The following is a 25,411-nucleotide window of genomic DNA, read 5'->3' as shown; positions in this document are numbered from 1 at the left end:
AGAGATTTTTAAACGCAGGACACCCTGATATGCCAAGTAAACTGGAACAGCTTCGTCAAATGACGGTTGTGGTTGCAGATACCGGAGATATTGACGCAATCCGGGATTTGCAACCTAAGGATGCAACCACAAACCCTTCCCTGGTGCTGAAAGTTGCAGATAAGCCTGAATATCAGCCTTTGCTGAAAGAGGCTATAGCTAAAGCCCGGAAAGAAACATCTGATCCGGCGCAACAACTGGATTACGCATCGGACAGAGCCTCCGTCGCTATCGGAGCTGAAATCAGCCGTATTATCCCCGGATACATCTCCACAGAAGTCAGTGCACGCCTTTCATTTGACACCCGTGCAACCATTGAAAAGGCTCGCCGTCTGATCAGACTATATGCAGAAAAAGATGTTCCGTCTGACAGGGTATTAATTAAAATAGCCTCAACCTGGGAAGGTATTAAAGCCGCTGAAGTACTGGAACAGGAGGGTATTCGTTGCAACCTGACTCTGTTATTTGCCATGCCTCAGGCCATAGCCTGCGCAGAAGCAGGAATCACGCTGATATCACCATTTGTTGGTCGTATTCTGGATTGGTATAAAACAGCAAACCCGGAACAGGATTACTCTGGCGCTAATGATCCGGGGGTCAGCTCTGTACGGGATATTTACCACTACTACAAAACCTATGGCTACCCGACTATTGTGATGGGTGCCAGCTTCCGTAACACCGATGAAATTGAGCATCTGGCAGGATGTGACCGGCTCACCATCAGCCCTACTTTACTGCAACAACTCGGGGAGGACCAGGGTGAATTGCGCCAGATGCTGACAACACCTTCAGAGCGAAAAGAGAAAGCGGAAACTTTGACTGAAGCGATGTTCAGATGGCAAATGAATCAGAATGAGATGGCCATAGAAAAGCTGGCTCAGGGCATCCGTCTGTTTGCTCAGGACCAGGATAAACTGGAAGCTCTGTTAACAGAACTTTAATAGCCCTTTATTCACTTTTACTTTAGCAATCGATAAAACAAGCCTGTATGAGCATTCATGCAGGCTTTTTATTATTCAGGCAGATGGCATCAGTGAGTCTGGTGCGATTCGATAGTTGAAGTGCAATTTTCCAGGGCAAAAACAACAGGCTCAAACTCGGCTTTATTTTTAGGATTCAGCCCCATAAGAATACGATGAGCATCAATGACCTTCTGCCTGACACTTTCGGCACATTCATCCAGCACCGGAGCTTCTTTCATCTGACAGCAGATCTGAACCGGCTCTTCCTGTATCTCAAAGTAGTGCTCAAAGCCCATAGTTTGAAGAATATGAGTGATATCTTCACGGGTACTGATAATAACAGGCTTATGCTCCATGACACTTCTGGCATTCACTGCAATTTTTGCCAGTAATCCAAGTGCCGTACTGTCAATACCTTCTGTTTCCGTCAGATCAACAACGACTGATTTAAGTTCTCCATGACCAAAAATTCTTTTTAACAGAGAATCAATAGTCGAACATAGTGTCAGCCTTACATCGCCCATAAATTTCAGAACATAAACGTCCTGATTTTCGGCGACCATAATCTTACCGTTTTGCATAATTTATAACCGGGTACCTTTAACAACCGGACACCGTCATCAGAGTGACATCGTCAGGAGAATCTTCCATGCCCATCTGCGCAAGATTATCAACCAGCCCAGAATGATTCCCCGCAAACTTTTCTGACAACTGAAGCAGTTTCGCCTCTTTCTCAGCCAGAGAGCCTCTATCCATTAGCTCAAACACACCATCGGAAAACAGCGAGAGATAGTAGCCCGGCTGTAACAATAACTCAAACTCTTCATAGACCGCATCGTCAAAAAGTCCAACGGGCATACCTTTACCTTCCAGGAAAGTCGCTTCTCCCTTTTCGACCAGCACCGGAGCCGGATACTGTGCTCCATTACAATAGCGCATATTATGTTTTTCGCTATCTATCATTGCCAGAAAAATAGTGACATGTTTACCAAGCCCCGTCAGCAGAATTTCTTTATTCAGTTCAGATAAGACATCCCCCGGAGAAACTTCCTGTCGCCGAATCAATGTGCGGGTAACAAAGCGTCGAATGAACACTCTCAACAGGATAGTGATGAAAGCAGATGAGGCACCATGACCTGATACATCAGCCAGATAAAACAGCACCCGTTGCCGATCAATTGGAAAATAATCAACAAAGTCGCCACTCAGATAAAGAGAGGGGCAGACTTTATGCTCAAAATTCAATTGATGAAATTCCCAGGGCGTTTTCGGCAGCATTTTTTGCTGCACATAACGTCCGGCTTGCTGATCCTGTCGTAACACATCCAGACTGGTCATCAATTCCAGATTCGTCTGTTCCAGCTCATCATAAGTTTGTCTGTTTTGCCGGGTTTCTCTTCTTCGGGCAACCGCTCTGTGTGCAACCAGAGACACCAGATTAAAATGCTGGGCCGCATTCAGAACATAGTCATCAGCGCCGGCTTCCATTCCTCGTAAAACGTCATCAGCTTCACTCTCCTCGGCCAGAAGAATTACAGCGAAATGCCTGTCTGATCTCAGCCATTTTTCCAGACGGAACAGGTCATCATGTTTTTTCAGATAAAAAAGAACCAGCTCACACTCCGAGGAAACCTCAACCTCAGATGCATCCGGAGTCAGACTATTAATACTCAGCTCAGACTCCAGACGTCCCGTCAGGTCGCCTGTATCTTCCCAACAGGGAATAAAAACCGCATCCGCAATAGTCGACAGCATAATAGCTACAGGTCCTTTTACAGTCCTTTAGTTCATTTTACTAGTGTAAACCCTGAATATCTCCAGGGAAATATGAAGGTGGCAGCTATTACCACCTTGTGCCATAGTTGATGTAACGGTTCGCAACCTGACACGAGGACCTGATGATGAACTTTATTTCACCATTTGATGAGAAAAGAAAATACCCCAGAGTCAGAATCAATAGTCCTGTATCAATCATTGTCTGTGAAACCCACCAGGAAAGTACCGGGCATTGCCTCGACCTTAGCACTAGCGGACTCAGAATTACAATGGACTCCCCTCTGAATAAAGGAACAGAGGTATTTCTTATCCTGAGAAGCCCGCTTGGTCTCGATCCGTTTTGTACCAGAGCACGGGTTATCCATAATGAACCGGGTGAAAAGGCCCGAACAGGTCTTGAGATTCTGGAAGTGATTGATGAGGATGAGATTCAACGTCAGAAATCATCATCCAGATCAATGTCATCCAGGTCTGAATCAAAGCTGTCTTCAACCTGACCGTCATTAATCTCATAATGGCGGCTCTGCAGGTAAGCATCACGAATAAAGATATATTTATCCCCCTGAACAATAGACTCACTATCCAGTAATTGATGACGCCTGTGAACTAATTTCAGAACATTCAATCCCATCTTCTCTTCATCCGAGACTGGTAACGCCTGCACAGGGTCCAGCAGATAATCCGGATAAAGAGAGAAAGTATCTCTCAGAGTACTCGGCCCCAGAACAGGCAATACCAGATAAGGCCCACTGCCAACCCCCCAGACCGCCAGTGTCTGTCCGAAATCTTCACGATGTTCCTCAATGCCAGCCATTGATGCCACATCAATCAGCCCCAATACTCCCAGAGTGCTGTTAATCAGAAAGCGACCCGTAGCCGTTGCCGCATCTCCGGGTTTGGCCTGCAGTAAGTCATTCACCGCAGTCGGTATTTCCCCCAGATTACTGAAAAAATTACCGACACCCTGGCGAACAATCCCGGGGGTAACCAGTCGGTACCCCTGAGCAACAGGACGCGCAATATAAGTATCCAGAGTTTCATTAAAACCATGCACATTTCTGTTCCAGCCTTCCCAGGGATCCGGATCAGATGGAGCATCGGCCACAACCATGCCAGAAAATAACAAAGCAACCAGACAAAAAGCCCGGAGATTTACAATAGCATTCACTTTGAGAGTCCTTAAATCCTTGATTGATCTGTCACAGACAGTTCACCGAACCAGTCCAGCATAAGCGGATAGAAATCATTTACTCCTGCAGGATGACGACACAGATCATAACTTCGATAGTTACGCTGCCCTCCTGAATGTCTGGAAAGACGTATCATTCTGCCATTATGGGCAGGCAACTCCAGCATAAGCTCCCGGCTGTCTATCTCACGTTTATTCCAGGCCTGATGATCAGAAACAAAATACAGACAGGGAGGGAAACGGGTATCTGTCGTGGAATAATCAAAACCATCCCACCAATCCAGCCAGGGATCAGACTGACGCCAGCGATCAAAATCATCAAGCAGGGAAAACGGCTCACTGATAGTATGCTCAGGCATCAACCAGGCAGGACATACACCTGATATACGGCATAAAAAACGCAACCCGGTTCCGCTGAACAGATGGTCGATACTGAACTTCATCCAGCCAACAGGTAAAGACTTGCGCCAGGTATCAAAAAAAACCATCCCGGTAATGTCATCAACATATTCAGGAAAACGCATCAGGAAACTACTTAATAGTAAGCCTCCACGCCGGTGGCCAATCAGATAAACATTGTCGCTTCTTCTACGCTTGGAAAATGCTCGCCAGATCAGAGGTAAATCTTCCATTATAATCTGTTCCAGGCCAAACTTTTCCTGACGGATTTGCCGAAGAGAAACGTCCCTGCCACGGTATAAACCGATAAAGACTTCATATCCCAGTTCAGCAAGAAAGTAAGCCAGTCCCCCGGACTTATTGTCCGCTCCGGTGAAAACTGTTTTATCACTACCAGGGCCTGGCAACATCAGAAAGCTGCCACGCACATCACCACTTCTTGGCGACAGACGATACAGGTCTGCAGACAAAGAAGGTGTCACCGGCAACAGAATATGCTCTTCCAGAATATGTCGGTCAGCGGCCATCAGGTCAATTCACTCCATAATTTATCCAGCCGTTTAGCGGATACTGGCTTTTTGGTCCCTAATTGCTGAGCAAATAAGGAGATTCTGTACTCTTCCAGCATCCAGCGATACTCATTCAGACGAGCGGCATGACCTTCTCTTTGCTCCAGTTGCTCTGCCTTAAGCTGATATTTTTCCCAGAGTTGTCTCAGCTCTTCGCTCCACAGTTGCTCCCGGCCACGATTAAGACCCGCTTTTTCCAAACGCAACAGAATACCTTGCAGATACTTAGGTATTTCCTGCAACCACTCTTTACCGGTTCGATGCAAAAACCCCTGATAAACCAGGTTTTCCAGCTGGAAGCGAATATCACTATAAATAAAAGCCAGCGCCAGTGGAATTTTACCTTTCAGCTTTTTCTGAATTTCATGATTCAGTTTCAGAATATCGTGGCATAATTTCAATAAGGCTTTTGCCTGATCTGCCACCTGATCCTGCTTCTCGTCCAGCAATTGATTAAACGCCTGCTCTGTCCTGGGAACAGAGTCTGTTCTGAACGTCCAGTCAAAAGTAGCCAGAACCAGATCCTGAACCAGTTGATCCTTTTTACCCAGACTGTTGAACAGCAATGCAACCTGATTCAGGTTCGGCAGTGATTTTTCAATCCACTTAACCTGCTGAGGTAAAGCCAGCATCAATAAACGGCGCACTCCCTGCCAGTGTTCTTCTTCTGCCTGCCCCTGTAAATCAAACAGAGTTGAATCAACACAGTTACCTTTATCTGTCAGCGCCGGAAACGCCCTGAGCACAATCCCTTGCTGTTCCTGCTCAATCTGTAGCGGAAACTCCATTCCCGCAGGCCAGTCAGTCATACCTGATAACTTAAACTTATCATCACCACTGATTCGAACCTGCTCCGCTGACTGACCGGAAAACTGTTCCAGCAGCTCATTCAGCTCTCGGGACTCCCCCAGCACTTTCCCTTTTGAGTCAACCACCTGAATCAGCATCCTGTGATGATGCTCCAGTTCCTGCGGTCTCCACAATTCAGGATCGATCCGGACACCGGTTTTACGCCTCAGCAGCTCTCCCAGACACTCGGTTAATGCCTGATCACAGGGTTCAAGGCCGGGTAAAACAGCATCAATATAATCAGGAATAGGAACAAAGTTTTTTCTGACCTGCTTCGGCAGGTTTTTAACCAGAGCAATACATTTATCTCTCAGCATTCCGGGAACCAGCCAGTCCAGCCGGTTCTCATTGATCTGCTGCAAACCTGCCACAGGTACTCTAATATTCAGCCCATCATGCTGTTTACCTGGTTCAAACTGATAGTCCAGCGACAGGCGCATGCCTTCCAGTCCGAGCTGGTCCGGAAACTGATAATCAATCTCCAGCTCATCAGTCTCTCTTTGCAATAATTCTTCTTTACTGAAAAACAGATACTGTTTATCTGTCTTTTCTATAGTTTTACGCCACTTTTCAAACCCTGAACCGTTATAGATTTTTTCAGGAATACGTTCATCGTAGAAGCGGAACAGGGTCTCATCGTCCACCAACAAATCGCGGCGGCGTACCTTTGACTCCAGCTGCTCCACCTCCGCCACAGCCTGCTGGTTATGCTGGTAAAATGGAGCTTTGCTATAATAACCACCTTCCACCAGACCTGAACGAATAAAAATATCACGCGAGATAACAGAATCAATCGGACCGTAGTGAACACGTCGATTCGGCACAATAGGCAAGCCGTACAGCGTCACCTTTTCTGCGGCAACGACCTGAGCCCGTTTTTTCTCCCAATGAGGTTCACTATAACTATGTTTCGTCAGGTGTTTCGCATAGCGTTCTACCCACTCAGGTTCAATTTTTGCCACCTGGCGGGCGTACAGTTTGCTCGTTTCTACCAGTTCAGCGGCAATAATCCAGCGCGGCTGCTTTTTAAACAGCGCCGAACCCGGGAAAATATGAAACTTACGATTACGAGCCCCAAGGTACTCTCTGTCTTCCAGTTTCATTCCCAGGTGACTCAATAAACCCGGCAAAAGAGATTTATGTACATTGTCGTAACCAGCCGGGGTTTCATTGAATTTAAGCTTTAATTCTTTACTCATCAGCTTTAGCTGATGATGTACATCCCGCCATTCGCGCATACGCAGATACGACAGAAACTGTTTATGGCACCACTTACGGAACTGACTGCTACTCAGCTCCTGACGCTGCTCTTCGTAGCCGTGCCATAGATTGACAAAAGTCAGGAAATCAGAATTATCATCTTTCCACTGCCGATGTTTCTCATCTGACTGTTGCTGTTTATCATGGGGACGCTCCCGGGGGTCCTGAGCACTCAGCGCACTGGCAATAATCAACACTTCATTCAGGGCATTGTGCTCAGCTCCGGCAAGTACCATACGGGCAATACGGGGATCAATTGGTAACTTAGACAGCTGTCGTCCAATCTGAGTCAGGCGCTCTTTATCATCGACGGCACCCAGCTCATGCAACAAACGGAAACCGTCACGGATATAACGATTATCCGGTGCATCCACAAACGGGAAATGAGCGATATTCCCCAGACGCAGATTCAGCATCTGCAGAATGACAGATGCCAGGTTGGTACGCCGGATTTCAGGGTCCGTAAACTCAGGTCGTCCGACAAAATCCTCTTCACTGTACAGACGAATACACAGACCTTCCGCCACACGACCACAGCGGCCTTTCCGCTGATTGGCACTGGCCTGAGATACTGCCTCAACCGGAAGACGCTGAACTTTAGAGCGATAACTGTATCGACTGATACGGGCTGTTCCGGGATCAATCACATAACGAATACCCGGTACTGTAAGAGATGTCTCAGCCACGTTAGTGGACAGAACAATGCGGCGTCCGCTATGGGACTGAAAGACCCGATTCTGTTCCTTAGCGCTTAAGCGGGCATATAAAGGAAGAATCTCAGTATGCTGAAACTTTGCCTTACGCAGCACATCAGCCGTTTCCCTGATCTCACGTTCTCCGGGTAAAAAAATCAGAATATCCTGGGGACCTGAACCCCATTTTCGCTCTTTCTCAATAGCAATGATTTCTTCAACCGCTTCCGTAATCCCCTGATGCAGGTACTGGTCATAATCCCGGTCTTCATCCTCATCCAACTCCATCAGAGGACGATACAGTACATCAACAGGAAATGTCCGGCCTGATACTTCAATCACCGGAGCATTACTGAAGTGTTTCGAAAAGCGCTCCACGTCAATGGTAGCCGACGTAATAATCACTTTCAGATCCGGGCGTTTTGGCAACAGCTGTTTCAGATAGCCCAGCAAAAAATCAATATTCAGACTACGCTCATGGGCCTCATCAATAATCAGTACTTCATAGCGATTCAGGAAACGGTCATTCTGAGTTTCTGCCAGCAGAATACCGTCCGTCATCAGTTTGACCAGAGTATTCTCTGTAACCTGATCAGTAAAACGAACCTGATAGCCCACCTGCTCACCAAAAGGTACCTTCAGTTCTTCCGCCACACGGCTGGCTACGGTTCTGGCTGCCAGTCGGCGAGGCTGGGTGTGGCCAATCAGGCCGCGGGCACCCAGCCCAAGCTCCAGACAAATCTTCGGAATCTGGGTTGTTTTACCGGACCCGGTTTCACCGGCAATCACCACCACCTGGTTATCCCGGATAGCCTCAGCAATATCGGCTTTCTTCTGACTGACCGGCAGATTTTCAGGATACTCAACCCGGGGAATCAGTTGTAAACGTTGCTGAACCTTATCCGCAGAACGTTGTATCTGAGCTATCAGTTTTTCCAGCGCAACCTGAGGATTGCGGGCGATATCAGCATCCCCGGAACGTGGTTTTTGACGGCGCTTGCCTTCATGAGCAGACGACAACGGAGGCTGACCAGAGAGCACAGGTCTTAGTTGCTTCCATTTTTGCTGAAAACGAAAGCGGTCTTTCAGCATGGATGCATCGATTAAAGATTCGATTTCAGAAGGAACTACTGTAGACATGGCCGCACCAGAAAAACAAAAAGCGGCATTCTACCCTGGTTCTGTTAAAAAGGCAGGATGACTTTATCCGTATTATTTAGTCAAACTATTAAAACATGGGCACAGAGCCATCAGATTTAAACAGGCATCCAGCTCAGGTTGCCTGTAGAGTCCAGTTTCCTTGCTCAGAGGGAATACCAGCCAGAGACCTCAGATCCTGTTCAGGTAACGGACGGGCAAACAGATACCCCTGAGCATAACGGCAGCCCTCTTCCTGCAACAATAAACGTTGCGCTTCGGTTTCAACACCTTCGGCCACCACGTGAAGGTTTAGTAACCGGGCCATGTTGATAATCACCTCAATCATAGCCTGCTTGTTACGATCTGTTTCCATGTGATGGACAAAGGAGCGATCAATCTTCACACCATCCACAGGGAATTCGACCAGGCGTTTCAATGAACTATAGCCAGTACCAAAATCATCAATATAGAGCCTGAATCCCAGTTTTCGCAGCGCGACCAGATGTGAACTGATGACTGTTTCATCAGCATCTAACGCGCTTTCCGTTAACTCAAAACGAACTGAAGAGGGAGAAATACCTGTCTCACGTATAATATCCGGCAACCACTTTAATAACTGATCGTCGTGCAGTTGTATCGGGGAAAGATTAATATTCAGATAAAGGCTATTATCATCCAGAGACTGCCTGATTCCAGCCAGACGATGCAGCGCTTCTTTTATTACCCACCGGCCAATAGGCTGAATCAGGTGTTTCTGCTCAGCTAAAGGGATAAAACGTTCCGGAGACACCAGTCCTAACTGCTCGTTCTGCCAGCGTAACAGCACTTCGAACCCCCGGACCTGCCGATCCTTAAGACAAACCACCGGTTGATAGGTCAGAAAAAATTCCTCGCCTTTCAGCGCATTTTCCAACTGCTGTTCAAATTCATTCTGTTGCTGTACCAGATGATGTAACTCCGGGCTGAAAATCTGATGGCTGGCTTTGCCATTTTTCTTAACCTCATACATCGCCATATCCGCATCTCGCAGAATATCACAGGCCTGATGATAATGAGGCCCTAGCCGGGTTACTCCAATACTGGCAGATACTTTTAATGGCACTGGGCTACCATCCAGACATACAGGCATCGTCACTTCTGATTGCAACCGGTCTGCCAGCTGCTGCACAGCTGCCGAATTCATATCTCCTTCCAGGCACAGTACGAATTCATCTCCACCAATACGAGCGATATTATCCTGCGAACGCAGGATCAGTCTGAGCCGATCTGCGATAGTTTTCAGAAACAGATCACCCACACCATGACCGTAGGTATCATTAATTTTCTTGAAGCCATCCAGATCAATAAACCAGACCTGCCCCCATTGTCGTTGTTTTAAACGTCGTTCCAGTAATGCCTGGCATGCGGTACGATTCAACAGGCCAGTCAGAGGATCATGGTTAGCCTGATAATTGAGCTGTTGTTCATTGAACTTCCGTTCGGTAATCACATCCAGTGTACCTTTATAGACGGCGCCCTCATCAGATGCACTGAGATAAGCATTCTCTGACAACCAGATGGTATTACCGTCACGATCCTGGCCTTCCCATTCATAGTTATACACCTCTTTGTGCTCCAGCAGATGCTTCAGAAAAGCCTGATAGGATTGCTGATCACGGTGCAGCTGCTGACCAATATGATTGATAGCCAACTGCATCTCTGCCGGGTTCTGATAACCAAATGCTCTGGCCAGCGCTGGATTAACCTTCAGATAACGCCCATCCAGCGTAGCGCTGTAAACACCCTCAACGACTTTTTCAAACAGGCTATGATATTCATTCTGCGCAGCTTCCAGGGAACGGGCCTGCTCTCTGGCCAGAGCTTCAGCCTGTGCACGCCGGTACAGCGTGTAGCGTAATAAAACCAGGAACAACAACGATATCAGAGCCAGTCCGATGGTAATCAGAGCTGAACGGGATAAACTCCACCAGGGTGATGCCGGGTTCAGATCAATAAACTGATATTTCAGAGTCCAGTTGCCATAACTCTGATAAAAGCTGATCGTCCGGGCCTGAACCAGATCAGAACTTTTACGTTGATGGGGTCTCAGAGAAGTAAATAAAAGCTCTGCTCCGACATCTGATTGTCGGTACAGATTCAGCCCCAGATTCTGCTGCTGACTCAGCACCGGCCCCAGCAGTACCTGCATCGCTTCGTCAAAATGAATCATAGCACTGACAAAACCTCTGATTGCGGCTCCGGGCTGCCCCTGTTCATTGAGATGAAAAACCGGCAGAATCAGTCTGACCTCAGGGGTTGTTGCCTCATCAAACCCCATATTTTCACTCATGACTAATTGCAAACGATCAATATTACGGCTGGTCATCATCGTATTACGGATCGCCGGAGTGGCAGCAAGATTAATACCGAGAGATAAACCGTTCATCTGCGCAGACGCAGAGTAGTAGATAGGAAAAAAAACAGGAGATTCTCCAACCCGGCTGAAACGAAAATCAAATATTCCAGCATCAACCGCCTGCCGGGTCAGAAGGGGGACATCAGATAAGGTAACCCGGGGAATCCATTCATAAGCAGCAATACCATAGCCACTCAGAGGAGACTGAGCATTAAACTGGTCAAACTGCTGGCGGGTCAGATCAGGCTGATAAGTCATCATACTTCTCAGCGCCGTCAGATGTTCCTGTAAAGCGTCCAGGTTACGTTCTGCCGTGTTCAGACTGAGACTGGCATGCTGGTATAGCCTGTCATACCTCTGTTGCATCTCCTCCTCATGCAGGGACTGATAAATAAGACACAGAGGTAACAGCAACACTATAAAGATCAGCCATAAACCTGCTCTGATTCTGCTTTCCGCCACCGTACTCACCTGACCATTTACTATCTTTTGCCACACAATCTAATGATAAAAGTTATCATTTGCAACAAAAATAATAATCAGAATACGACTTTCAGCACCTGAAACGGATCCTTTGCCTACCATAATCATAGAGCATTAAAAACCCCCATTGCCGTAAGGCAATGAGGGTTCGGAAAATACGCTGATAACCAGAATAATCAGGCAGCGGCCGGGCTGGAAGCCTCTTCAATGCGCTTCAGTTCTTCATCCCGCAAAGTACGCCGCAACACCTTCCCTACATTGGTTTTAGGCAACTCACTTCTGAACTCGATCTGCTTAGGCACCTTATATGCTGTCAGATGGCTGCGACAATATTCCTGAACTTCTTTTATGGTCAATGCGTCATTACGGGTGACAATAAAGACTTTAATCGCTTCTCCGGTTTTATCATCAGGCACACCGATAGCGGCGGCCTCGATAATGTCATGGTGAGAAACAATGACATCTTCAATCTCATTCGGATAAACATTAAAGCCTGATACATTGATCATATCTTTCTTACGATCAACAATTCGGGTAAAGCCATCTTCCTGAATAACGGCAATATCACCGGTATTCAGCCAGCCATCCGGTGAAATCGTACGATCTGTTTCATCCTGACGATTCCAGTACCCCATCATCACCTGTGGCCCTTTTACGCAGAGTTCTCCCGTATCTCCCGGTAACAGAGACTGGCCACTTTCATCTATAATTTTCAGATCCGTTGACGGAACAGGCAAACCAATAGATCCCATCTGAGCATGGCAAGGCATATTAAAACTGACAATTGGTGATGTTTCCGTCATGCCATACCCTTCATAGATATGACAGCCGGTAATGGCATACCATTCCTCTTCTGCAGCATGGGTCAGGGCCATACCTCCGGAAATAGTCAGCTTGAGTCTTGAGAAATCCAATTGCTTAAAGTCATCACGGTTGCTCAGTGCAACAAACAGTGTATTCAGGCCAACAAAGCCGCTGAACTCTGTTTTAGATAACTCTTTGACAAAAGCAGAGAGATCACGAGGGTTAGTAATCAACACCGAGTGATTGCCGGATTCCATCAGCACCAGACTGACGGTAAAACTGTAAATGTGGTACATAGGCAACGGAAGAATAACGGATTCCTTACCTTCTTCCAGAATCGTATTCAGGATAATACGGGCTTGTAGCATATTGGCCACCAGATTACGGTGGCTAAGCATAGCCCCCTTCGCAACACCGGTAGTCCCCCCGGTGTACTGAAGCACGGCCAGATCTTCTGCCTGCGCATGATGCTCTTCCATAGGCAAAGAACGCCCTTCAGCCAATACCTGGCGGAAAGGTATAGCCTGGGGAATCGAGTAGGCTGGCACCATTTTCTTAACATGGCGGACCACAGCATTAATCAGGGTACGCTTCACAAAGCCATGCATATCACCCAGCTCTGTAATGATGATATGCTGAATATCAGTATCTGGAAGAACCTTTTCTGCCAGATGAGCCATATTCGCCAGCACCACCAGCGCTTTCACGCCTGAGTCTCTGAACTGATGGCGCATCTCTCGTTCGGTATATAAAGGGTTAGTGTTCACCACAATCAGACCAGCTCGCATTGCGCCAAACAATGCAACAGGATACTGCAGAGTATTGGGTAACTGAATCGCAATACGCTCACCAGGTTTCAACCCCAGAGAATTCTGCAGATAGGCGGCAAAATCACGGGCCAGCTGGTCCAGTTCCCTGAAAGACATCGTCTTGCCCATATTTGAAAATGCAGGCCGATCGGCAAATTTTTCGCAGGCTTCGTCCAGTACATCCAGAATGGAAGGGTAAGCAGACAAATCAATTTCTGTCTCTATACCTTCAGGATATTTTTCTTTAAAGAACTCACTGATCATAGGTGGTCTCCCGGCTTTTATTGTTATTTGCTGCTTTAATATTTGCGGCCCTGTTGTGAGGCAATAAAGTTATGGGCACTAATATGTCACAACATAAACCAGGCGCTGGAAAAAGTAAAACAACCGATTGAAACGCACGTTTGTTTTATTAATCAGACTGCAAGAATTATTTAACAATTAATATCAGTCTAGAGGCAACCTGTAAAAGATGACAGCAGAAAGGAACAAGGGTTCCGGATCATGTCTGTTACGGTCGGAAAAAGCATACAGGACGGAAAGAAAAAAAGGAGTGCCCGGCCAGCGCTGGCGACTCCCGAATCTACAGACAGGAAAGATAAGCAGCCGTCGCTGCTTACCACAGAGCCTTACAGCTCTTTAGCACGATCGCGAAGCATGAACTTCTGGATCTTGCCCGTTGAGGTTTTCGGCAGATCGCCAAAAACAACAGTCTTAGGTGCTTTAAAGTTAGCCATGTTATCGCGACAGAATTGAATAACATCCTGCTCGCTCAACTCAGCCCCTGCAGTCAGGGTTACAAAAGCACACGGGGTTTCACCCCATTTTTCATCAGGACGCGCCACTACAGCAGCCTCCATAATCTTTGGATGACGATACAACACATCTTCCACTTCAATAGAGGAGATATTCTCACCACCAGAGATAATCACATCTTTCGAACGATCCTTAATTTCGATATAACCATCTTCATGCCATACCGCCAGGTCACCAGAGTGGAACCAGCCACCTTCAAAGGACTCATCGGTAGTATTCGGGTTCTTCAGATATCCCTTCATCACCAGGTTACCACGGATAAAGATTTCCCCCATGGTTTTACCATCCTGAGGCACAGGCTCCAGCGTATTCGGATTCGCCACCATCAGGCCTTCCTGCATCGGTGCACGTACACCCTGACGAGCCTTCAGCTTAGCCCGCTCACTCAGAGGCAGATCATCCCATTCACTGTGCCACTCGCACAGCACACAAGGACCATAGGTTTCGGTCAGACCATAAACATGAGTCACTTTGAAGCCCATAGACTCCATGCCCTCAATTACGGAAGCCGGAGGGGCAGCACCTGCAGTCATCACTTTAACTTCGTGCTCAATCCCCGCTTTCTGCTCATCATCAGCATTGTTCAGCATATTCAGAACAATCGGAGCTCCACAGAAGTGGTTAACGCCAAATTCTTTGATGGATTCATAGATTGGCTCAACGCGAACATGACGCAGACTGACGCTGGTGCCACAGGCTGCAGCGATACTCCACGGGAAACACCAGCCATTACAATGGAACATTGGCAGCGTCCACAGGTATACAGGGTGATGCCCCATATCCCAGGACATAATGTTGCTCGCCGCATTCAGATATGCACCACGGTGATGGTAAACCACCCCCTTCGGGTTACCTGTCGTACCCGAGGTATAATTCAGAGTAATAGCATCCCACTCATTAGCAGGCATCTCCCAGCCATAGTCATCATCACCTTCGGCAATAAAGGCTTCATAACAGGTATCGCCGATCAGCTCACCGCCTTCATAGAAAGGATCATCAATATCAATGATACGCGGCTTATTGTGCAGCATTTTTACGGCACGGGAGATCACATCAGAAAACTCACGATCCACAAAAATCACTTTGGTTTCTGCGTGTTGCAGAATAAAAGCAATCGCTTCCGCATCCAGTCGGGTATTCAGTGCATTCAGCACCGCACCGGACATAGGCACACCAAAGTGAGCTTCAAACAGAGCCGGGATATTCGGTGACATAAAAGAAACCGTATCACCTTTCTGGATACCGGCTTTATTCAGCGCCGATGCCAGTCGAACCGCACGCTGATAAGTTTCTTTCCAGGTGATCTTTTCACCATGATGGATCTGAGCGGTATAATCAGGATAAACAAACGCAGCACGCTTAAGATAGCTTAATGGTGTCAGCGCTTCATAGTTAGCCGGAGTCTGATCCAGCCCCATGTTGTAGATATTCTGATGCATCGGCAATTACCTTTTATTTTCTGAGCCCTGTTTATTGTTATAGGCATGTTTTTTCTGTCTGATCAGTCACATAGATAGCTTTGTAACTCTCGGACATCACATGTTTATGTTGTATATTCATTAAGCATTACGCTGCATTGCGAAAGAATCAGACTTTAGTGGAGTCAATAGCCGTTTCAGCTAAATATTTGCGACTCTGCAGTCATACTTCATGCATTACCCCCAAGCAATATAAAGACCCAAAGGCTTGATATATATGATAAAAACAGAGATTTTTACTCTGGAAAGCCACAGCAAAAACCCTGTTGTCCTGCTTCACAGCTCACTCAGTAATGGCCAGCAATGGTCGTCACTGACACCTTCATTCGAAGACTGCTCCGCTCCTGATCTGCAGGGCTATGGTCAGAATACTCTGCCGGACGCAGCCTCTGCCAGCTTTTCTCTCTCAGATGAGATACAGGCTCTACAAGGTAAATTATATTCCCGGCCATTTCACCTGGTTGGACACTCTTTTGGTGCGGCAACCGCACTTCAGATTGCTCGTCACTTTCCGGAACAGGTACTCAGCCTGAGTTTATTTGAGCCAGTTGCCTTTCATCTGCTCCCGGAGCACCATCCGGCTATTGCGACAATTCTCGACATTCAGACACAGATTGACCGACTGCTATCTGAAAACAGAACAGATGCAGCAACAGAGTTCTTTATCGACTACTGGAATCAGTCCGGCACCTTTAAGGCTCTCAGTGATAAAACACGGACACGTTTTGTCCGGGGGATACAAAAAGTCTCAATGGACTTCTGTGCGCTGATGAATGAAGCATCAGGCCTGACAGAGCTGCAGCATATTCAGTGTCCGGTTTTACTACTGGAAGGTCAGTACAGCACCGATACCGCTCATGCCGTGATCAGCGCACTGCAAAGCATTTTCCCTGATGCAGAAAAACATCGTCTTGCCTGTGGGCATATGGGGCCTGTCACACACACCAGTCTGGTGAACCCGATAGTCAGCCAGTTTATTGCGACGCACAAAAAAGCGTAATACTCTTTAGTAATAATCCGCTCAGAGCATGAAAAATGATCTGCAACAAGCATTTTGCATCACGTCATAATCACGTAACATGCATTGTAATAGGCTGATTATTAATGAATTACCCAAAATCGACTCATTCTGCATCTGACGGAATTCTTAACAGGAGAAAATTAATGAGCGTACTGATTAACAAAACATACGATGAGATTCAGGAAGGTGATAGCGCTACTCTGGAACGTACTCTGACAGAAAAAGAGCTGGTGCTGTTTGCTGCGGTATCCGGTGATGTTAATCCGGTTCACCTGGATGCGGACTTTGCTAAAACGACTATGTTCGGTGAGCAGATTGCTCATGGCATGTGGTCAGGTTCTCTGATCTCTGCCGCTCTGGCAACAGTACTGCCAGGGCCTGGCACCATTTATCTGGGACAGGAGCTGAGCTTCCGTCGTCCGGTAAAACTGGCCGACACCCTGACAGTAACTCTGACAGTAAAGGAGAAACTGAGCAAAAATCGCGTCGTTATTGATACCCTGGTCACTAACCAGAACGAAGAAAAGGTCGTTGTGGGTACGGCCACAGTCATGGCTCCAACAGAAAAAGCAGAGCTACAGGCACCAGAACTGCCTGAAATCACCATCGGCTGAAACGGATAAAAAACCATCGGACCTGCCCCAAAGCAGGCAGGCCCGATGTCTAAGATCCTGGTCTATTTCTTTGACAGCAAAGTAATAGCCTCGGTAATACCTGCAATAGTCAATGGGAACATACGATTCCCCACCAGCTGACGCGCCATATCAATAGACTGAGTATAATGCCAGTATTCCTCATTCACCGGATTCAGCCAGACAACATTGGACCAGGTATCCGTAATACGTTGCATCCATTGAGCGCCACTTTCTTCATTCCAGTGCTCAACACTGCCTCCGGGTAAGGCAATTTCATAAGGTGCCATCGAGGCATCACCAACAAAAATCACCTTATAATCTGATCCGTATTTATGCAGTACATCCAGGGTCGGAATCCTTTCGTTATAACGGCGCAGATTATCCTGCCACACAGACTCGTAGATAAAGTTGTGGAAGTAATAGTACTCCAGATGTTTAAACTCTGTCCGACAGGCTGAGAACAGCTCTTCGCATGTGCGGATATAACTATCCATCGATCCGCCAACATCTAAAAACAGCAATACCTTCACACTATTATGCCGCTCCGGCACCATCTTAATGTCCAGCATACCGCCATTATGCGCCGTTGAGCGGATAGTATCGTCCAGATCCAGTTCTGATGCCGCCCCGGTGCGTGCAAATTGCCTCAGACGCTTCAGAGCAACCTTAATATTGCGAGTCCCCAGTTCCACACTGTCATCCAGATTACGGAACTGACGCTTATCCCAGACTTTTACCGCCCGGTTATGCCGGTTGCCATCCTGACCAATCCGGATGCCCTCCGGGTTATAGCCATAAGCTCCGAATGGCGATGTCCCTCCCGTGCCTATCCATTTATTACCACCGGCATGACGTTTCTGCTGTTCTTCAAGACGCTCTTTAAACGTATCCAGCAGCTCTTTAAGGCTACCCAGGGATTTAATTTTTTCCCGTTCTTCCGGTGTCAGCAGTTTTTCGAATTCTTTGCGAATCCACTCCTCTGGTATCAGGCTATCCAGCAGATCATCCAGCCCTTCCAGGCCATGAAAGTAAGCGCCAAAAGCCTGATCAAAACGATCATAATATTTCTCGTCTTTAACCAGACAAGTGCGGGTTAACAGATAGAAATCATCAATACAGGCAAATACCAGCCCCTGTTCAAGGGCCGACAACAAATCCAGTAATTCCCGCAATGTTGTCGGAACACCGGCCTTGCGAATGTCATTAAAAAAATCGATCAGCATAGATCTGCTCCCTTTTTATCGGGACTGTCTGCGATGCATAAAGGCCAGTTTTTCCAGCAGGGAGACATCCTGTTCATTTTTCACCAGTGCACCATGCAATGGTGGAATTGCTTTCGAGGCATCACGATCCTGCAGCATCTCCAGGCTCATATCATCTGCCATTAACAGCTTCAGCCAGTCGATCAGCTCAGATGTCGATGGTTTCTTTTTCAGACCACGCACTTCACGCAGATCAAAGAAAAGCTCAAGGGCTTCAGAGACCAGTTTCTGCTGAATATCCGGATAATGCACATCCACAATCTGTTTCATGGTGTCTTTATCCGGGAAAGCGATATAGTGGAAGAAACAGCGGCGCAGGAAAGCATCCGGCAGCTCTTTTTCATTATTACTGGTAATAATAACGATAGGACGTTGCTTAGCCTTAATGGTTTCACCTGTTTCGTATACGTGAAACTCCATCTTATCCAGCTCAAGCAGCAGATCATTAGGGAACTCAATATCCGCTTTGTCCACTTCATCAATCAACAGAACCAGCTGTTCATCCGCCTCAAAAGCCTCCCACAGTTTCCCTTTATTGATATAGTTCTTAATATCATGAACTTTATCGTCACCCAGCTGAGAGTCCCTTAGGCGAGATACCGCATCGTATTCGTACAAGCCCTGATGCGCTTTAGTGGTTGATTTAATATGCCACTGAATCAGACGCACACCCAGCGCCTCTGCCAGCTCTTCTGCCAGCATGGTTTTACCTGTACCAGGCTCACCTTTAATCAGCAATGGACGCCCCAGAGTAATACAGGCGTTAACCGCCATCTGGAGCTCCGGTGTCGCAACATACTGATCTGTACCCTGAAATTTCATGCAGTTATCTCGTTATTTAATTCTGTGAAGAACATCAGTCGATTCAAACGATCGCCTGACAGAGTTAACTCTAGTGTATCGAATCCATCTGATAACAGAAATCAGAGTGTGACCCATCATTCACGACAAATGACAGATTCTGTCAGAAAAGAATATTAAATTTATTTCAACGGCCGCCGATAAGCTAAAACAGACTAGTGTTTTCAGCATATATAAAAAAGGAAAAAACTATGCTGTTTGTAAATACCAATGTAAGCGCCCTCAGGGGGATGGCGAACCTGAGCGATGTAACAGCCCGAATGAACAAGTCATTCGAACAGCTGTCATCAGGTTCCCGAATCAACTCAGCCCGTGACGATGCGGCAGGCCTGCAGGTTTCAGACAGACTGGAAACCCAGATTATAGGCACAAGGCAAGCCTCACGAAATATTCAGGATGGCATCTCTGCTGTACAAATTGCCGACGGTGCTATGTCTGAAATTACGGATATCGCCTTCAGAATGCGTCAACTGGCTGTTCAGATGTCCAGCAATACTTACACAAGGGCAGACCGAGAGGGTGCCCAGATGGAAGTAGATGAGCTTATCGCTTCCGTCACCAGTATAGCTGAAGCTGCAAACCTGGGTGGAGACACGCCACTACTCCAGGGCCCGGATGTTGACGAAGCCACACCTCCGGCTACAGACAGAGATATTCTGTTAAAACTATCCGGTGCTCTTGAACAATCAGAGGCTAACATTAAGGCCTATTTCGGTATTCAGGGTGATGGCACCGATGAGTTTAATATCGATATTGTTGCCGGCGGCGGTGGAGCTGTAGCCTCGGTGTGGGGTTCTGCTGGTGATGTTAACCGCATGGAAATTGGTCGGGCAGACTTTCTCGCAGGGGTGGGTTTAATTGGCGGCACTGCCGCCAATGACAGGGTCATTGCTCACGAAATGGTGCATGCGGTTATGTTCAACCAGTATAGCGCATCAGTTATTAGCAGAAACTGGTTTATGGAAGGTACTGCAGAGCTGATTCACGGCGCTGATGAACGCCTGCTGGCTGATGCAGGAGCCACCGCCACTAACTTTATGACCGGCTGGACCGGTGGCGCAGCAACCAGTGCTGACTATTCCCGTGGATATGTTGCTATGCGCATGCTGCATGACCGAATGAAAGAAGAAGGCTACTCAGACGGTATCCGCACCTTTACTGAATCACTGGCAGATGGCCAGACGACTCTGGATCAGTCGTTTCAGAGGTTCTTAGGTATTTCAGAAACAGACTTTACCGACTGGGTTACCAATACAGGCGATAGCTACATCAATACCAAGATGGATCTGACCAATGACGATGTCGGTGCAATCGGTGGTTTCGATGCCGATGGCATGGGCATTAGAAATCAGATTGACTCTGTTGGCGATTCAAACAGTTACTCGGAACAGCCACTGGAAGGTTTTAAAATTGCTAACTGGCACGGTGGGTTTGAACCTCCACATAAGAAAACTTTCCAGTTGCATACCGGTGCTCAGGCTGGTGAGCGGACTGAGTTTTCGATTCGTGGTGGTACTGCGGAACGTCTTGGTTTATCTGGAGTTAACGTAGATGCCAATGCCAGAGGCTCTATTGAAGTTATTGATAAAGCTATCAAGAACATCCATGAAATTCGCAAGGAGCTAGGCGCAACGCTGAACGGACTGGAATCTCATTTAAGAAATAACACCAATACCGTGGTTAATGTATCTGATTCGAAATCCCGTATTACTGATACTGACTTTGCTAAAGCGACAGCCACACTGACCCGAAACCAGATTATTCAACAAGCCTCTTCCTCTATCCTGGCTCAGGCAAACCAGAGACCTAATATTGCTCTGACATTACTGGGACGATAGACCAGAATATTTATGGCTGAGCCTCTGGCTCAGCCTTTATTTTCTCCCCTTCTTATTATCGTTTTCAAAGTTCTTAGCTTAAAACCTTATCGAATCAAGTTCTGATAGATTTTTGCCCGAACAATCCCTAATCTTAGTTTTAATCCGTAAATAAGACTGGTTCTTAACATGCGGAATAACAATCAGAAAAATCAGGGATTTTATAATGAGCAAGGTTTTTGAAGATAACTCACTAACGATTGGCAACACCCCTCTGGTCAAAATTAACCGCCTTAGCAAACATCCAAACCTTTATGCCAAACTGGAAAGTCGCAACCCGGCCTTTTCAGTGAAGTGCCGTATTGGTGCCAACATGATCTGGGATGCGGAAAAGCGCGGCGTGCTGAAGCCAGGCATGGAAATTGTGGAGCCAACCAGTGGTAACACCGGTATTGCTCTTTGCTTTGTTGCAGCCTCCCGTGGTTATAAAATCACACTGACGATGCCATCCAGCATGAGCCTTGAGCGTCGTAAAATGATGAAAGCACTGGGTGCTAATATTGAGCTGACAGAGCCTGCAAAAGGTATGAAAGGTGCTATCGCCAGGGCTGAAGAGCTGGTTGCCAGTAACCCTGAGCATTACTTTATGCCACAGCAATTTGAAAACCCGGCCAACCCTGAAATCCATGAAAAAACGACAGGTCCTGAAATCTGGATGGATACCGATGGTGAAGTGGACATTCTGGTGGCTGGCGTAGGTACCGGCGGCACTATCACAGGCATTTCCCGTTATATTAAGAATGTGCAGGGCAAAGCGATTCAGTCTGTCGCTGTGGAGCCTGTGGACTCTCCTGTCATCACCCAGACCATTAACGGCGACGAGGTTAAACCTGCGCCTCATAAGATTCAGGGTATTGGTGCGGGTTTTGTGCCTAAGAACCTGGATCTGGAACTGATTGACCAGGTAGAGCAGATAGGTAACGATGATGCCATCGCTATGGCCAGGGAGCTGATGATCCAGGAAGGCATTATTGTTGGTATTTCCTGTGGTGCCGCTATGGCTGCAGCACTGCGTCTGGCCGAACAGCCTGAAAACCAGGATAAGACCATTGTGGTTATCCTGCCAGATTCAGGTGAACGCTACTTATCTACAGCATTGTTTGAAGGTATGTTTACTGAAAACGAAATGGTTCAGTAACCGCTTTAATGGCAGAAAGCAGGAGAGGTAAATAAAGCCGTTACCAACCCTGCAACAGAATAAACCAAAAGGGGGTCAGCACTGATTCCCTTTTTTAATAACCGAAGGTTGCCCATCAAAGTAATCTATCCAGGCTGATCAGTTTTCGTCTGCTCCTGTTCCGACAGATGCCTGACAACTACTTCTCCATCTCTGAAAACAATAAGCTCACCAGCCTGCATAGTATGCCAGTCTTCATTATCTGTCAGAGGCTGAGTAGCAATCACAGTCACGACATCATCCGGTGTTGTCTCTTCCTTAAAATCAACCGTTACTTCCACATCAGACAGATGTGCTTTACCAAAAGGTGCCCGTCGGGTAATCCAGCTCAGTTTTGTTGAACAGTACACAAACAGGTAATCACCGTTAGAGAGCAACATGTTAAACACACCCTGCTCACGCAACTGCTCACACCAGCCATGCAATGCCTTACCCATAGGATCAATTGCGCACTGGTCTGTGAAATTCAGACGTAACTGAGCCAGTAACCAGCAAAATGCCTGCTCACTGTCAGTCGTGCCTACCGGCAGATAAAAGCTGGCAGGAAACCGCCTCTTCGCATCTTTCAGCTGGCCATTATGGGCATAACTCCAGTAACGTCCCCACATTTCACGACTGAAAGGGTGAGTATTTTCCAGGCAGATACCACCGACATTTGCCTGACGGATATGGCTGATTACAGCCTTACTCTTAATCGGATAGTTCTTAATCAGCCGGGCTATTTCTGAATCAATCGAAGGCTCAGGGTCCCGGAACTCCCGGTACCCTTTACCTTCATAGAATGAAATACCCCACCCATCTTTATGAGGCCCGGTTTCTCCGCCTCGCCTGATCAGTCCGGTAAAGCTGAAACATATATCAGTGGGTACATTGGCACTCATACCCAGAAGTTCACACATGATCAGCGTCCCGATTATATTTTAATGTCATCATCATCTGAGCTCTGCTCACCGCTGGCATCATCACGGTTATCTGCTCCAATCTGAATATCATCATCTCTTTCTGCAGATTCAGATTTCTTCTCTGAACGCTTCTGAATAAAGCGACGATATAACCAGAAAGCTCCGGCAAACAGCGCAATATTTACCAGACCAACACCAAGATAAATCCAGAGCAGGTTACTGCCACCAGGTCCCGGATCCAGAGGCTGATCATTCGGGTCCAGCAAATTCATGCGTTTTTTCGGTGTTTCATCATCCTGCGATGATGAAACACCTGCAGCGCTGCCACCCGAACCTGATGAAGATTCACCACTGGAGGATTCACTACCACCACTTCCACCGTCCTGAGGCAACTGTTCTGCATCAACAGATGTTTCCTGATCTATTGCCTGCACCTGAGGTTCTGGAGCCAGGGAAGGAATCACGATAGGTTCCAGCTCAACTTCAACAGGTTCTCCGGCAATAATCCCTTTAGCAAACAGACGTATCACATTTTTACGATTCCGATCCAGTTCAGGCAGATCCATTACCCAGTTTTCAGAGCTGGTCACCTTAGCATTCATCTCCATCCCCATCACGGTACCCTTGATCTGAATATCATTAGCTTTCAGTTCAGGCAGCACCCTGGTGAAGAAAATGCGCTTCGGATCACCCGCATCATCATTATCCAGACTTGAGCTGACAATATCCTGCACGAAAACAGGCTGAGAAATAGAACGCTGGAAAGTTTTACCATCCAGATTTACTTTAATCCGATAGTTCCCAGTCTTATTAAATGGCCCCAGATTGGTTTCAAAATAACCTTTTGCACTCGGCTTACGCGTCAGAATATCGGCTTGCAGGATTTTATCATTATCAGACAGCTGTTCAGCATTCAGAGACATCACCTTCAGGAATTCGTTTCGAGTGATCAGCTCACCCTCTTCGTATACTGAAGCCTCAATATCCAGACTCAGTCCTCGGTACAGCATAGCAGGAACATCACTAACCTTAAGACTCAGGTCCGATACGACGGTTACCCGACTATCCGGATGCATCTCTGTCTCGACCAGCCACTCGCCATCTTCCGGATCTTTCACCGTAATCAGATCATAGCGAGTTTCATAATGCCATTTGATCGTATCCGGGTGATCAAGAGAAGTATAACGTTTACCACTGGGTGAGATCAGGAACACACGCTGACTGTTTGGCTTGTGGAAAATCAGCGCAGTGAATTCATTAATACTGGAGTCAACCAGGAAGCGGTTATTTTCCAGGGGAACCTGCTCATTGGGTGCCGTTCGATCTAAAGCCTGAACAAACAGTTGCATCAGTTCTTCGGCATTATTGGCAACCGCAGCCAGACCACCTGTTCTCTGTGCCAGCTTCAGCATAAGGTCTTTATCAGCATTGTCTGACAGCGCGACAGTGTGAACGGTCACACCGGCTTTCTGTAATCTGGGCAACAGATCATACTGGATATCATCTCTGGACTGATTATTTTCAATCCGCTTCTGGCGTGACGATCCGGCCTCTGAAATATCAACCAGACCATCCGTCAACAGAATAACATGACGCTCATAGTCTGTCGGACGATTGATATCATATACCGAGCGTTCAATGGCATTCTCAATATCAGTAAACAACGCTGATGACGTGATCTGCCGGCTTCGACTACGGGCATCACTGCGCCAGTTATCATCCACAATCTCATGCGGGACCAGCTGGTTAACATAGGCTCCGAATGTCCAGACCCCTGCCCGGCTATCCTCTGGTAGCAGATCAACTAACAGGTTCAGCGCAGGTACCCTGAGGTTATTCGGGTCGTTCTCTTTCATACTGCCAGAGATATCAATCAGAACACGCACATCAGGCTTCTGGTTGGCAGCAAACGTACTACCTGTCCCAGCAACCATCAGGCCGATCATCATTGATACAATAAGCAGCGTTCGTCCTGAGAATAAAGCCAGTGAAGATGCCATTTAAAGATCCTTATCA

The 25,411-nt window shown here is 47.1% G+C and carries 18 protein-coding genes; 6 read left to right on the top strand and 12 right to left on the bottom strand.

Going from position 1 to position 25,411, the window contains the following annotated elements; genetic code table 11:
- Positions 1-29: 29 nt before the first annotated feature.
- Entirely contained in the window at positions 30-980 is a 951-nt protein-coding gene (gene tal, locus H4O21_RS10725; RefSeq protein WP_182808862.1) for a transaldolase, read from the top strand.
- Positions 981-1,069: 89 nt separating this feature from the next.
- On the opposite strand, the gene H4O21_RS10720 is transcribed toward tal, so the two are convergent.
- Positions 1,070-1,582: an STAS domain-containing protein gene (locus H4O21_RS10720; RefSeq protein WP_182808861.1), complete on the bottom strand. Its 513-nt coding sequence runs from the start codon at positions 1,580-1,582 to the stop codon at positions 1,070-1,072.
- Between the two features lie 19 nt (positions 1,583-1,601).
- The gene (locus H4O21_RS10715; protein WP_182808860.1) at positions 1,602-2,756 is read right to left on the bottom strand and encodes a PP2C family protein-serine/threonine phosphatase; all 1,155 of its coding nucleotides are present in this window, start codon (positions 2,754-2,756) and stop codon (positions 1,602-1,604) included.
- Positions 2,757-2,899: 143 nt separating this feature from the next.
- Here H4O21_RS10715 and H4O21_RS26295 point away from each other — a divergent pair, with 143 nt between their 5' ends.
- Complete coding sequence (locus tag H4O21_RS26295) at positions 2,900-3,274, top strand: PilZ domain-containing protein (protein ID WP_182808859.1); 375 nt, start codon at positions 2,900-2,902, stop codon at positions 3,272-3,274.
- Here H4O21_RS26295 and H4O21_RS10705 read toward each other — a convergent pair.
- The 6 genes from H4O21_RS10705 to H4O21_RS10680 form a co-directional block, all read right to left on the bottom strand.
- Positions 3,214-3,945 (bottom strand): MlaA family lipoprotein, encoded by a 732-nt coding sequence (locus tag H4O21_RS10705; RefSeq protein ID WP_368737543.1) that lies wholly within the window; start codon positions 3,943-3,945, stop codon positions 3,214-3,216. The genes H4O21_RS26295 and H4O21_RS10705 overlap by 61 nt on opposite strands.
- Before the next feature lie 11 nt (positions 3,946-3,956).
- Positions 3,957-4,892 (bottom strand): hypothetical protein, encoded by a 936-nt coding sequence (locus H4O21_RS10700; RefSeq protein ID WP_182808858.1) that lies wholly within the window; start codon positions 4,890-4,892, stop codon positions 3,957-3,959.
- Complete coding sequence (hrpA, locus tag H4O21_RS10695) at positions 4,892-8,875, bottom strand: ATP-dependent RNA helicase HrpA (protein ID WP_182808857.1); 3,984 nt, start codon at positions 8,873-8,875, stop codon at positions 4,892-4,894. The genes H4O21_RS10700 and hrpA overlap by 1 nt, the downstream gene beginning before the upstream one ends.
- Before the next feature lie 133 nt (positions 8,876-9,008).
- Positions 9,009-11,732: a bifunctional diguanylate cyclase/phosphodiesterase gene (locus H4O21_RS10690; RefSeq protein WP_182808856.1), complete on the bottom strand. Its 2,724-nt coding sequence runs from the start codon at positions 11,730-11,732 to the stop codon at positions 9,009-9,011.
- 197 nt (positions 11,733-11,929) lie between these two features.
- Positions 11,930-13,630, bottom strand: coding sequence for an AMP-binding protein (locus tag H4O21_RS10685; RefSeq protein WP_182808855.1), 1,701 nt, complete (start codon positions 13,628-13,630; stop codon positions 11,930-11,932).
- A gap of 365 nt (positions 13,631-13,995) precedes the next feature.
- A complete protein-coding gene (locus H4O21_RS10680; RefSeq protein WP_182808854.1) occupies positions 13,996-15,621 on the bottom strand; it encodes an acyl-CoA synthetase in 1,626 nt (541 codons plus the stop codon).
- A 256-nt stretch (positions 15,622-15,877) separates the two neighbouring features.
- Here H4O21_RS10680 and H4O21_RS10675 point away from each other — a divergent pair, with 256 nt between their 5' ends.
- Both H4O21_RS10675 and H4O21_RS10670 read left to right on the top strand, forming a co-directional pair.
- A complete protein-coding gene (locus H4O21_RS10675) occupies positions 15,878-16,660 on the top strand; it encodes an alpha/beta fold hydrolase (protein ID WP_182808853.1) in 783 nt (260 codons plus the stop codon).
- Positions 16,661-16,824: 164 nt separating this feature from the next.
- A complete protein-coding gene (locus tag H4O21_RS10670) occupies positions 16,825-17,295 on the top strand; it encodes a MaoC/PaaZ C-terminal domain-containing protein (protein WP_182808852.1) in 471 nt (156 codons plus the stop codon).
- Positions 17,296-17,357: 62 nt separating this feature from the next.
- Here the strand turns inward: H4O21_RS10670 and H4O21_RS10665 are convergent, their stop codons facing one another.
- Both H4O21_RS10665 and H4O21_RS10660 read right to left on the bottom strand, forming a co-directional pair.
- A complete protein-coding gene (locus H4O21_RS10665) occupies positions 17,358-18,539 on the bottom strand; it encodes a vWA domain-containing protein (protein WP_182808851.1) in 1,182 nt (393 codons plus the stop codon).
- 15 nt (positions 18,540-18,554) lie between these two features.
- Entirely contained in the window at positions 18,555-19,400 is an 846-nt protein-coding gene (locus H4O21_RS10660; protein WP_182808850.1) for an AAA family ATPase, read from the bottom strand.
- Positions 19,401-19,630: 230 nt separating this feature from the next.
- Between H4O21_RS10660 and H4O21_RS10655 the strand changes: the two genes are divergently transcribed.
- A complete protein-coding gene (locus H4O21_RS10655; RefSeq protein ID WP_182808849.1) occupies positions 19,631-21,277 on the top strand; it encodes a flagellinolysin in 1,647 nt (548 codons plus the stop codon).
- Between the two features lie 205 nt (positions 21,278-21,482).
- Positions 21,483-22,454, top strand: a complete 972-nt coding sequence (cysK, locus tag H4O21_RS10650; protein WP_182808848.1) for a cysteine synthase A — start codon at positions 21,483-21,485, stop codon at positions 22,452-22,454.
- Positions 22,455-22,579: 125 nt separating this feature from the next.
- Here cysK and H4O21_RS10645 read toward each other — a convergent pair whose 3' ends face one another.
- The gene (locus H4O21_RS10645; protein ID WP_182808847.1) at positions 22,580-23,392 is read right to left on the bottom strand and encodes a class II glutamine amidotransferase; all 813 of its coding nucleotides are present in this window, start codon (positions 23,390-23,392) and stop codon (positions 22,580-22,582) included.
- A gap of 14 nt (positions 23,393-23,406) precedes the next feature.
- A complete protein-coding gene (locus H4O21_RS10640; protein ID WP_182808846.1) occupies positions 23,407-25,395 on the bottom strand; it encodes a VWA domain-containing protein in 1,989 nt (662 codons plus the stop codon).
- Positions 25,396-25,411: the final 16 nt, after the last annotated feature.

The organism is Oceanospirillum sediminis (assembly GCF_014164585.1).
Taxonomy (GTDB): Bacteria; Pseudomonadota; Gammaproteobacteria; order Pseudomonadales; family Halomonadaceae; genus Oceanospirillum; species Oceanospirillum sediminis.
Note: the sequence above shows the minus strand (reverse complement) of the source record. Positions and strands in the feature narration are given on the sequence as shown.

Excerpts from the sequence above, each read along its gene's own strand:
- tal (WP_182808862.1), top strand. The coding sequence starts at position 30 with ATGCCAAGTAAACTGGAACAGCTTCGTCAAATGACGGTTGTGGTTGCA.
- H4O21_RS10720 (WP_182808861.1), bottom strand. The coding sequence starts at position 1,582 with ATGCAAAACGGTAAGATTATGGTCGCCGAAAATCAGGACGTTTATGTT.
- H4O21_RS10715 (WP_182808860.1), bottom strand. The coding sequence starts at position 2,756 with ATGCTGTCGACTATTGCGGATGCGGTTTTTATTCCCTGTTGGGAAGAT.
- H4O21_RS26295 (WP_182808859.1), top strand. The coding sequence starts at position 2,900 with ATGATGAACTTTATTTCACCATTTGATGAGAAAAGAAAATACCCCAGA.
- H4O21_RS10700 (WP_182808858.1), bottom strand. The coding sequence starts at position 4,892 with ATGGCCGCTGACCGACATATTCTGGAAGAGCATATTCTGTTGCCGGTG.
- hrpA (WP_182808857.1), bottom strand. The coding sequence starts at position 8,875 with ATGTCTACAGTAGTTCCTTCTGAAATCGAATCTTTAATCGATGCATCC.
- H4O21_RS10685 (WP_182808855.1), bottom strand. The coding sequence starts at position 13,630 with ATGATCAGTGAGTTCTTTAAAGAAAAATATCCTGAAGGTATAGAGACA.
- H4O21_RS10680 (WP_182808854.1), bottom strand. The coding sequence starts at position 15,621 with ATGCATCAGAATATCTACAACATGGGGCTGGATCAGACTCCGGCTAAC.
- H4O21_RS10675 (WP_182808853.1), top strand. The coding sequence starts at position 15,878 with ATGATAAAAACAGAGATTTTTACTCTGGAAAGCCACAGCAAAAACCCT.
- H4O21_RS10670 (WP_182808852.1), top strand. The coding sequence starts at position 16,825 with ATGAGCGTACTGATTAACAAAACATACGATGAGATTCAGGAAGGTGAT.
- H4O21_RS10665 (WP_182808851.1), bottom strand. The coding sequence starts at position 18,539 with ATGCTGATCGATTTTTTTAATGACATTCGCAAGGCCGGTGTTCCGACA.
- H4O21_RS10660 (WP_182808850.1), bottom strand. The coding sequence starts at position 19,400 with ATGAAATTTCAGGGTACAGATCAGTATGTTGCGACACCGGAGCTCCAG.
- H4O21_RS10655 (WP_182808849.1), top strand. The coding sequence starts at position 19,631 with ATGCTGTTTGTAAATACCAATGTAAGCGCCCTCAGGGGGATGGCGAAC.
- cysK (WP_182808848.1), top strand. The coding sequence starts at position 21,483 with ATGAGCAAGGTTTTTGAAGATAACTCACTAACGATTGGCAACACCCCT.
- H4O21_RS10645 (WP_182808847.1), bottom strand. The coding sequence starts at position 23,392 with ATGTGTGAACTTCTGGGTATGAGTGCCAATGTACCCACTGATATATGT.
- H4O21_RS10640 (WP_182808846.1), bottom strand. The coding sequence starts at position 25,395 with ATGGCATCTTCACTGGCTTTATTCTCAGGACGAACGCTGCTTATTGTA.